This is a genomic window from Neisseria sp. P0021.S006 (genome assembly GCF_051956895.1).
In genome coordinates this window covers 1-749 of record NZ_JBQCWZ010000671.1, presented here as the reverse complement: position 1 = coordinate 749, position 749 = coordinate 1, and the positions used below count along the sequence as shown (strand labels likewise).

The 749-nt window shown below is 45.4% G+C and carries 1 protein-coding gene and 1 pseudogene; both read left to right on the top strand.

Translation table 11 applies throughout. From position 1 onward, the window contains the following. Positions 1-241, top strand: a 241-nt coding sequence (locus tag ACTHUM_RS16385; protein ID WP_440403477.1) for a restriction endonuclease subunit S, incomplete at its 5' end; no start/stop codon positions are given. A 68-nt stretch (positions 242-309) separates the two neighbouring features. Continuing rightward, positions 310-749: pseudogene (locus ACTHUM_RS16380) on the top strand (type I restriction endonuclease subunit R); the annotation flags it as partial.

The window sequence follows — 749 nt, the reverse complement described above, 5'->3', positions numbered from 1 at the left end:
TCTCTATACCATGGGATTTAAAATTAAAGACTATGCTTTAAAAAATGCGTCTGGCTCGACATTTTTAGAAATATCTAAAAATACATTATCGCAAATGGAATTTTTTGTGCCATCTCTCAAAGAACAAACCCAAATCGGTAATTTCTTCCGCCAATTAGACGAAACTATTGCCTTACAGTCGGCGGAAGTCGAAAAATTAAACCAACTCAAAAAAGGGCTGTTAGCGGCCATGTTGGTGTAGGGCGGGCGTTCCTGCCCATGATTGAGGCCGTCTGAAAAATTGTGGTAGCGCCCTTACGGAGAAAAAGAATGTTTAATAAAGAAGCTGATTTTGAAAACGCACTGATTGCCCTGCTGGCCACCAAAAGCTGGGAAAAGGAAGTGTTGCGCCACCCCGCCGAAGAAGATTTGATTGCCAACTGGCAGGCGCATTTGGATAAAACCAACCAACATATCGACAAGCTCGATGTGCCGTTGCTCCGCTCGGAAATGAACCAGATTCTGGAGCAGGTGCAGGCATTGAAAACGCCTTATGCGTTAAACGGCTTTATCAACGGCAAAACGGTGGCCATCAAGCGGGAAAATGAGGCAAGCCGTCATTTCGGCAAGGAAGTGTCGCTGGATATTTTCGACCGTGAGGAAATTTCTGCCGGCAAAAGCCGCTATCAAATTGCCCAGCAGCCCCAATTTACTCCCCGTTCGGATTTATACCCTAAGCAGCGCGGCGATTTGATGTTGTTAATTAATGG